The following is a 9,307-nucleotide window of genomic DNA, read 5'->3' as shown; positions in this document are numbered from 1 at the left end:
AGCGGGGTGTGGGTCCGCACCGCAAGCGGCGCGCTCCAGCGCATTGCCGTCACGGTGGGCGCGGCCGGCATCGAACAAGTCGCACTCAAGAGCGGAGATCTCGACGAGGGCAGCCAGGTGGCCGTCGGCCAGGCGATCCGCCCGGCGGGCTTTGAATTTCTCGGAATCAGGTTCGGATCATGACCGCCTCCCCACCCCTCATCAGCCTCCAGTCGGTCAGCAGGACCTATCGCACCGACGGGGTCGCGGTGACTGCGGTACGCAACGTCAGTTTCGAGATCGCGCAAGGCGAGATCGTCGCCGTGATGGGACCGTCCGGCTCCGGCAAATCGACATTGATGAACATGATCGGGCTGCTCGACTTGCCGAACGAGGGCGCCGTTTATCTCCAGGGCGCCGACGTCGCCGGGCTGTCGGAAGATCGCCGCTCGTCCTTGCGTGCCCGCAGCATCGGCTTCGTGTTCCAGTCCTACAATCTGCTTGCCCGCCACAATGCAATCGAGAATGTCGCGCTGCCGCTGGTCTATTGCGGCATCGCTCGCAAGGAACGTCTGGCGCGCGCCGAGCAGAGCCTTCAGTCCGTCGGCATGCTGCACCGGGCCCATCACTTCCCGCGGCAGCTCTCCGGCGGCGAGCAGCAGCGTGTCGCGATTGCGCGCGCACTGATCGCCTCCCCGCTGATCGTGCTCGCCGACGAGCCGACCGGCGCGCTCGACAGCCGCACCGGCGCCGAGATCCTGGCGCTGTTCGCCGCGCTCAACCGGAGCGGTCAGACCATCGTGATGATCACGCATGATCCCGGCATCGCGACGCAGTGCCGCCGCACCATCCGCCTGCACGATGGCGAGCTCGTCAGTGACGAGACCCTGGTCCCGATCCTGCCGAAACGGAGCGCCGTGTCATGACGATGCTCCAGGGCTTCCAGATCGCTCTGCACGCCTTGCGCCTCAATCCGCTGCGCAGCTTCCTCACCATGCTGGGCATCGTGATCGGCGTCGCCTCCATCGTGACGGTGTTTGCGATCGGAGCCGGCGCGCAGCTTCGCCTGCAGGAGCAGATCCGCTCGATCGGCGCCAACGTGCTGATGATCACCCCCGGCGCGGTCTATCAGGGCGGCGTGCGTCTCAAGGACGGCAGCAAGCTGACGATGACCGAGAGTGACGTGCAGGCCATCCTCGAGCAGATTCCGGAAATCCAGGCCGCGGCCGGCTCGATCGCCGGAACGGCGCAGGTCATCCATGAGGGCAAGAACTGGAATACGACCATCAACGGCACGACGACGGGGCATTTCATGGTGCGCGACTGGCAGCTTGCCAGCGGGCGTTATTTTTCCGGCTCCGAGGAGGCAGGCGCCGGCAAGGTCGTCATCCTCGGCAGCACGGTCGCGCGCGAGCTGTTCGCGCCCGGCGACGACCCGATCGGCGCGCAGATCCGGATCATGAAGGTGCCGCTCGAAGTGGTCGGCGTGCTCGATCGCAAGGGACCGGCGCAGGACGACGTCGCCTTCGTGCCGCTCGCCACCGCCAAGCTGCGCTTTCTCGGCAGTGCCAGCAACATCAATCGGGATTCGGTTGCCTACATCATCGCCAAGGTGGCCGGCGACGGCCAGATGGCGGGGGCCCGATCGGAGATCGAGAACCTGCTGCGGCAGCGCCACCGCATCCCCGCCGGCCAGGAGGACGATTTCAAGGTCCAGGATCCGGCCGCCGCGATGGAAGCGCAGCAGGGCGCGATCCGCACCGTCGCGCTGCTGCTCGTCGCCATCGCCTCGGTCTCGTTGCTGGTCGGCGGCATCAGCATCATGAATGTCATGATCGTCTCGGTTACCGAACGCACGCGGGAGATCGGAATCCGCCGCGCGCTGGGCGGGCGGATGCGGGACATCCGCCTGCAGTTCCTCTGCGAAGCGCTTGTGCTCTGCCTGCTCGGCGGCGCCATCGGTGTCGCCGGCGGCGTCACGCTCTCGATGACAGTCGCCCGCATGGCAGGATGGGTCACCTCGATCGACGGTCAGGCGATCGGCCTTGCCCTGGTCTTCTCGATCGCCACCGGCATCATCTTCGGTTTCTATCCCGCCCACAAGGCATCCAAGCTCAGCCCGATCGAGGCGCTCAAAGCGGAGTGAGAAGATGCCGAAGGCGGCCAATTCAGCCCGAAGACGAGCGAGGAGCCTATCATGAGCCCGGATCCGAAGGATTCGATTACACCGACACCGCGCGAGCGTGAGCTGATGATGCTGATCGCCCGGGGGCTGCAAAACAAGAATATCGCCTACGAGCTCAAGATCTCGGAGAACACGGTCCGGGCGCATATCGGCAACATCATGCGCAAATACCGGCTTTCGAACCGAACGCAGATCGCGATCGCGTTTGCCCTGCACGCGGCGCCATTGTCGCTACGCCGCGATCTTGCCAGGGCCGACCGCCGTCCGGCGGCGCCAAAGCCCGCGCAGGCGCCGGCTCAAAGTTCATCGGTGCTGACCGCGCCTGATTGAACGCCGGACACAATCCCTTGCGTTGCCCGACGGGCAAAACATGCGAGCCCTAGGCCAACGCGCGCAGCGAAAAATATTCCACTTTACCGAAATTCGGAAATGACGTATGTGTCGCGGCAACCCGGCCCAAGGAAGAGGGGCGTATCGCGATCGTCACGAACGCGGGCCGGACGGCGGTGGGCGCTGATTGCATCGGCGCGAAGGATTTTGCGGGGCGGGCAACCGTGAGCGAAACACCTCGCGCACACGACCGGTGTGATCGGCGTACGGCAAAATCGTGTGGTCCTGGCGCCCGGGGTCTGTGCGTCAAGTCTCAGCGGTGATGTGGCGGCCCGACCGGGCACGCGCATCGATCATCCGCAAGGCGACGGGGGCAATAGTGCAACGCTCCCCGGGGAGAGCACGACATAAGCCGTCAAACCACTGCGCAGGGAAGGCCGGGATCTCCGGTTGCCCTGTTCTCCGCTATGCAGGAGCACACGCAATCTGCTCTTGGCATGGCGGTCCACGGGAGCCAACCGGCTCCCGGCCTTCCCTGCGCCCTCTTTCAATTGAGGGCAAGGCGACGAAGCAAAGCTCGGGCCAGATGAGCCGCGAGGCTGCGAAGGTGTGTCTGCGATTTCAGCTGCGTATCACAAGCTCGAACATCGTAGGATGGGCAAAGCGGAAGCGCGCCCACAATCTTTGCCTGTCGCGATTGAATTGGTGGGCACGGCGCTGTGCGCCTTTGCCCACCCTACGCCACTGGCGAATAGAGAATGCTTCCGCAGGCATCATTTAAGACCGTCCCCCTGAGGTGGCCGCTTCTTCAGCGGCCCTCGAAGGGCGACGGCCCCGCTGCACCGTCCTTCGAGGCTCCGCATGCGATGCATTCGCATCGCACGCCTCGCACCTCAGGATGACGGGAGGAATACTGTCGGTGCGGAAAGGTTCTGGATAGATTGAGTTTGAGCTGCACGCCCAAACGATGGTCTCGTGCCCCGGACGCTGCGCAGCGCGCTCGCGCGCGCGTCGCGTCCGGACACGAGAGTGGCAGGCGCCCTCCCCGGCCCATTGCAGATGTCACAGGCCTTGTAACAAAACCGTCATCCAGCGAAACTAAACGAACCGGAGGCCGCGGTCGGCGGCCAGGCCGCCTCACTGCAGGGAGATTTTGATGCGCCGTTCACTGGTGTTGCTGTCCGCCGGACTGACAGTGCTGTCCGCCGGACTTACCAACGGACTTGCCTCCGCACAGAACAACACGCCCCGCAATTTGATCCTGTTCATTCCGGACGGCCTGCGCGCGCTGAAGGTCAACCCTGAAACGGCACCCGCCATGGCCGAGGTCCGCGACAAGGGCGTCAATTTCAAGAATTCGCATTCGCTCTTCCCGACCTTCACCATGGCCAACGGCTCGGCGATGTCGACCGGCCATTATCTCGGCGATACCGGCGTGTTCTCCAACACGATCTGGACCAATTACACCTCCGTGCCCGCCGGCGACACCGTGGTCCCCTTCATCGAGAACGACGCCGTGCTCGGCGACATCGACGAGCACTTCAAGGGCAACTATCTCAACGAAGAGACCATCCTGAAGCTGGCCCGCGACAAGGGATTCAGCACCGCTGCGCTGGGCAAGCATGGTCCGACCTACCAGTTCGATCACACCGACAAGCCCGAAAAGGCCGGCCTACACTCGATCGTGTTTGACGACGCCACCGGCGGCAAGAATGGTGTCGCGCTATCGGACGAGGTGAAGGACGCGCTGACCAAGGCCGGCCTGCCTACCACCACGCCGCCGCGCGGTGACAATTCCAAGGCGGGCGATGCCAAGACGCCGGGCACCACGTCTGCCAACGTCGCGCAGCAGGCCTATTTCGCCAACGTCGCCGCCAAGGTGGTGTTGCCGATGTTCAAGGCGCGCAACAAGCCGTTCGTGCTGGTGTTCTGGTCGCGCGATCCCGACGGCAGCCAGCACAACACCGGCGACAGCCTCAACCAGATCAAGCCCGGCATCAACGGCCCGACCTCGATGGCCGGCATCAAGAACGCCGACACCAACCTCGCCCAGCTTCGCAAGGCGCTGGACGAGCTCGGCCTCACTGCCTCGACCAACATCATCATCTCGGCCGACCACGGCTTCTCCACCATCTCCAAGGAGAGCAAGACCAGCCCTTCGGCCAAGGTCAGCTATGACGACACGCCGAAGGACTTCCTGCCGATGGGCTTTCTGGCGATCGACCTTGCGAAGGCGCTCGACTTGCCGCTGTTCGACCCCAACGACAAGAACGCGAAGATCGAAGGCAACAAGCATCCCAAGGCCGGCAACGGCGTGCTCGGCAAGGATCCCGAGAAGCCCGATCTCGTCGTCGCCACCAATGGCGGCTCCGACCTGGTCTATCTGCCGACCAAGGACAAGAAGCTGGCGGCGAAAACCATCAAGGCCCTGCTCGAGCAGGATTACGTCTCCGGCCTGTTCGTCGAGGACTCGCTCGGCCGCTTCCCCGGCACCTTGCCGCTGTCGAGCATCAACCTGCGCGGCAAGTCGGCGACGCCGACGCCGTCGATCGTCGTCAACTTCCGCTCGTATGCCAGCGATTGCGGCGAGGCGCCGACCAATTGCTCGGTGCAGGTCGCCGACACCGTGCTGCGCCAGGGACAGGGCATGCATGGCAGCTTCAGCCGCGGCGACACCATGAACTTCATGGCGGCGATCGGGCCGGACTTCAAAACCGGCTTCGTCGACGAGCTGCCGGTCAGCAATGCCGACGTCGGCATGACGGCCGTCCAGCTCATGGGCCTTCGCGCCACCCAGAAGGGCAGCCTGGTCGGCCGGGTGATGTCGGAGGCGCTGCCCAACGGCGTCACGCCGAAAGCGTACAAGGCGGTTGAGAAGTCGAAAGTCTCCGAGAACGGCCTTCAGACCGTGCTGAACTTCCAGCGCGTCGGCAGCCAGCGCTATTTCGACGCCGCCGGCTTCCCGGGCCGCACGCTGGGGCTCGAGGTGGACGCCGGCAAACAAAAAACGGCGGGGAAATAACCCCGCCGCTTTCGCTCGCGCCCCGCAGGGGGCGCGAGAAGATCTCGGTTGTTACATGCCCAGATTTTTACATCCCAATGTCGAACACGTTCGGCAGCTGGCCCGCCAGGGGCAGCGCGGTGGCGCCGAGGAACGTCGCCACCATCGCCATCAGGCGGCGATTGTTCTGGCGCTTGCCGCGCATCTGGCCGGCGATCCACTCCAGCATCTCGCTGTTGACCTTGGAGGCATAGGACGGCGCCCAGCTCTCGATGTCGGTGTCGGCCGACAGCGCGACGCTGCGCGGCGGCACCTTCAGGCCCGAGGCGCTTGCGGCATAATGCGCAACGGCCTTGGCGAGCAAATCGTCGAAGCGGCCGCCATCGGTACGCTCGGTCGCGGCCTCGTTGATCTCGAACAGCACTTCAGCCTCGGTGCGGCTGACGGGCTGGTCGTTGACGGCGGTTGCGGTCAGGATGCGCGTGCACCAGGCGGTGTCATCGGCATCGAGCGAGCGGGAGAAATGCACCCTTCCCTTGGTAGTCGGGCCTTCGCCCGTAATCACGCCGTCGCGCACGATGCTCAGCGCATGGGCCGCGGTATCGCGGCAGGACGGCTCCAGGGACGGCGACTCAACAGATTTAGGCGCAGCGGCAGACATAGTTCACTTCCAGACTTCTTCTGATCGGCCAGCATTTTCATGCCGGCGTAAAGGGGTGGTTAACGATTCGATACGGCGATCGCGACTTTTCGAGATGGTTGCCAATTGGTCGCTGTCAGGACCGTTTTGGTTCTAGGAGCGCCGGGCGAGCGTGATGAAAGTCATAAAAGGCTTTATCGGGGCAATTGAGTCCGTGCGGCTCCGGTGGAGGTGTTTCGTCGCAGGCGCAGCTGTAACAAAAAAGTGCTAGGATATCGGCCCTTCAAAGAAGGAATTCACATTTTACTTGAAGCGGTTCACTTCAGCTCGACGACGCCCTATAATGGGGATGACGACAAAGACAATTTGTCATTTAGATTCAATGCGATGAGGTAGATCCATGACACTTCCGATCGGCACCACTGCACCCGACTTCGAAGCCGAGACCACCGAAGGGAAGATCAAGTTTCACGACTGGATCGGCAATAGCTGGGCGCTCCTGTTCTCGCATCCGAAAGACTTCACGCCGGTCTGCACGACCGAGCTCGGCGCACTCGCCAAGCTGAAGCCGGAATTCGACAAGCGCGGCGTCAAGCTGATGGGCCTGTCGGTCGATCCGGTCGACCGCCATGCCAAATGGTCGGAAGACATCAAGGAGACGCAGGGCGCAGCTCCGAACTATCCGATGATCGGCGACACCGATTACAACGTCTCGAAGCTGTACGGCATGCTGCCGGCCTCGACCTCAGGCGATCCCCTCACCCGCACCCCGGCCGACAACCAGACCGTCCGCAACGTCTTCATCATCGGGCCGGACAAGAAGATCAAGCTGGTGCTGGTCTACCCGATGACGACGGGGCGGAACTTCCTGGAGATCCTGCGCGTCATCGACTCGCTCCAGCTCACCGCCAAGCATCGCGTCGCCACCCCCGCGGACTGGTCGCAGGGCGACGACGTGATCATCGCGGGCTCGGTCTCCAATGACGAGGCCAAGACGATCTACCCGCAGGGCTGGAAGGAGCCGAAGCCCTACATCCGCATCGTGCCGCAGCCGAAATAATCCAACTGTCGTTCCGGGGCGGCCCGAAGGACCGAACCCGGAATCTCGAGATCCCGGGTCTGGTCCTTCGGACCATCCCGGGATGACGAGGTTGGATCAGGCCGCGTTCACGCGGTCGAGGAATCTGTCGACCTCAGCCTTCAGATGCAGGCTCTCGCCCGACAGGGCCTGTGCGGAGACGAACATCCGGCTCGAGGTCTCGCCGGTCTCGCTGGCGCCCTCGGCGGCGTGACGGACGTTGACGGCGACATCGGCGGTGCCCGACACCGCGGCGCGAACGCTGGCCACGATGTTATGGGTCGCGCTCTTCTGCTGCTCGACCGCAGCCGAGATCGAGCCCGCGATGCCGCTGATGCGTTCGATGGTCTGGCTGATCGCCTTGATGGCGGCGACCGATTCCTCGGTCGCGAGTTGCATGCTCTCGATCTGGCTCGAGATCTCGTCGGTCGCCTTGGCCGTCTGGCCGGCGAGCGTCTTGACCTCCTGGGCCACCACCGCGAAGCCGCGGCCGGCATCGCCCGCGCGCGCGGCCTCGATGGTGGCGTTCAGCGCCAACAGGTTGGTCTGCTCGGCGATCGAGGTGATCAGCTTGACGACGTCGCCGATGCGCGCGCCCGCCTCGGAAAGCTGCGCGATACGCTGATCGGTCGCCTCGGCCTGTTGCACCGCCTCGGCGGAAATCTCGTTCGATTCCTGCACGCGCCGGGTGATCTCGGAGATCGATTGAGACAGCTCGTCGGAGGCCGATGCCGCCGAACGCACGTGCTCGGAGGCATTTTCGGAGGCGCCGGCGGACTGAGCCGACAGATCGGCGGTGGAGCGTGCGACGTCGGTGAGCTGCCGCGCCACGCGCTCGAACTCGCCCGACGAGGTCAGCACCTTGTCGAGGACGCCGCCGACGCTGCCGCGGAATTCCTCGACGAAGTTGCGCAGGTCGGATTTGCGCTGCTCGACCGCTGCGGCCGAGGCCGCCGCCTGCTCGCTGCGCATCCGCGCCCGCTCCAGCGAATTGCTCTTGAACACCGCGGCCGTGCGGGCGATCTCGCCGATCTCGTCGGCGCGATCCTCGCATTCGATCGCGACGTCGCTCTGGCCGTTGGCAAGCGCGGTGAGCGAGCGCGTGACCGAGGTGAGCGGCCGGGTGACGCGGCGGACGACCAGCAGGGTCAGGATCAGCACCAGAAGCGCGGCGAGCCCGGCGGCCGCCGCCATGCTCTCGATGGCGTGGGCCAGCATGCTCTCATACTGGGCCATCGGGATGCCGACATAGAGAATGCCGGTGACCTTGCCGGAGGCGTCCGCGATCGGGAAATAGGCGGTCATGAACGACTTGCCGAACAGAGTGGCCGGCCCCTTATAGGCCTCGCCCCGGCGCAGCGGCGCCTGCCCCGGATGGTCGGCCGCGAGCTGGGTGCCGACGGCGCGGTCGCCATTTTCCTTTTTCACGTTGGTGGAGCGGCGGACGAACTGCCCGCTGGCATCGTCGAACACGAACAGGGTCGCGTTGCCGCCGACATAGGACACGGCACGATCGACGATGGCGTGATCGTTGAAGTCGGGCATCTTGGGGATCTCGGCGCGCACCACCGCGCCATCCCGCATCGTGACCTTGGCGGCCGGAACGGTCTCGGTAAAGGCCAGCGCCAGCGTGCGCAGATTGACCTCGATGTCGCGCAATGCGCGGTCATTGAAGGCGGACGTCAGCGACCAATAGCCGGCGCCGACCACGAGCGCCGTGTTCACGGCGATCAGCAGCACGGCGCACAGGAGCGCCTTGGTGCCGAGCTTGAACTGCGGCAGGAACTTCGCCGTTGGAATATTGGACATGGATGGAACGACCCCCGTAATTCCTGCATATTCGTGCAATCGGCTTACGGCCGCATTAACGGCGGTTCGCACCGCCGCACCCCGGCATGGTTTCCAATTGATAAACGAGGCCCTCCCTGACCACGCCAAACACGCCGCCCATCATCGTCTGGTTCCGCGATGATCTTCGCCTGTCCGACCATCCCGCCCTCCACGCCGCCGCGAAAGCCGGCGCACCGGTGCTCTGCCTCTTCGTCCTCGACGACGGCGCCGGCCGCACACCCGGCGCCGCAACGTGCTGGTGGC

General features: G+C 64.6%; 8 protein-coding genes and 1 pseudogene. 7 read left to right on the top strand and 2 right to left on the bottom strand.

The window, feature by feature from the left end; all coding sequences use genetic code 11:
* From MOV74_RS22045 to MOV74_RS22025, 5 genes and pseudogenes are all read left to right on the top strand, one after another.
* A pseudogene (locus MOV74_RS22045) lies at positions 1-183 on the top strand (efflux RND transporter periplasmic adaptor subunit); the annotation flags it as partial.
* Complete coding sequence (locus MOV74_RS22040) at positions 180-905, top strand: ABC transporter ATP-binding protein (protein WP_246926687.1); 726 nt, start codon at positions 180-182, stop codon at positions 903-905. The pseudogene MOV74_RS22045 and the gene MOV74_RS22040, both read left to right, overlap by 4 nt.
* Complete coding sequence (locus tag MOV74_RS22035; RefSeq protein WP_246926685.1) at positions 902-2,125, top strand: ABC transporter permease; 1,224 nt, start codon at positions 902-904, stop codon at positions 2,123-2,125. The genes MOV74_RS22040 and MOV74_RS22035 overlap by 4 nt, the downstream gene beginning before the upstream one ends.
* 51 nt (positions 2,126-2,176) lie before the next feature.
* Positions 2,177-2,494, top strand: a complete 318-nt coding sequence (locus tag MOV74_RS22030) for a response regulator transcription factor (RefSeq protein WP_246926682.1) — start codon at positions 2,177-2,179, stop codon at positions 2,492-2,494.
* 1,156 nt (positions 2,495-3,650) lie between these two features.
* Entirely contained in the window at positions 3,651-5,516 is a 1,866-nt protein-coding gene (locus MOV74_RS22025) for an alkaline phosphatase family protein (protein ID WP_246926680.1), read from the top strand.
* Between the two features lie 67 nt (positions 5,517-5,583).
* On the opposite strand, the gene MOV74_RS22020 is transcribed toward MOV74_RS22025, so the two are convergent.
* Positions 5,584-6,156, bottom strand: a complete 573-nt coding sequence (locus tag MOV74_RS22020; protein ID WP_246926678.1) for a hypothetical protein — start codon at positions 6,154-6,156, stop codon at positions 5,584-5,586.
* Between the two features lie 379 nt (positions 6,157-6,535).
* On the opposite strand from MOV74_RS22020, the gene MOV74_RS22015 reads away from it, so the two are divergent.
* A complete protein-coding gene (locus MOV74_RS22015; RefSeq protein WP_246926676.1) occupies positions 6,536-7,195 on the top strand; it encodes a peroxiredoxin in 660 nt (219 codons plus the stop codon).
* Between the two features lie 96 nt (positions 7,196-7,291).
* Here MOV74_RS22015 and MOV74_RS22010 read toward each other — a convergent pair whose 3' ends face one another.
* On the bottom strand, positions 7,292-9,022 hold the full coding sequence (locus MOV74_RS22010; protein WP_246926675.1) for a methyl-accepting chemotaxis protein: 1,731 nt from the start codon (positions 9,020-9,022) through the stop codon (positions 7,292-7,294).
* Between the two features lie 116 nt (positions 9,023-9,138).
* Between MOV74_RS22010 and MOV74_RS22005 the strand changes: the two genes are divergently transcribed.
* Positions 9,139-9,307: deoxyribodipyrimidine photo-lyase (locus MOV74_RS22005; protein ID WP_246926690.1), on the top strand; the 169-nt coding region annotated here is incomplete at its 3' end.

Origin of the sequence: Bradyrhizobium sp. SHOUNA76, from assembly GCF_023006445.1 — a bacterium.
Taxonomy (GTDB): Bacteria; Pseudomonadota; Alphaproteobacteria; order Rhizobiales; family Xanthobacteraceae; genus Bradyrhizobium.
The sequence above is the reverse complement of the archived record's forward strand: the minus strand, read 5'-3'. Positions and strand labels throughout refer to the sequence as shown.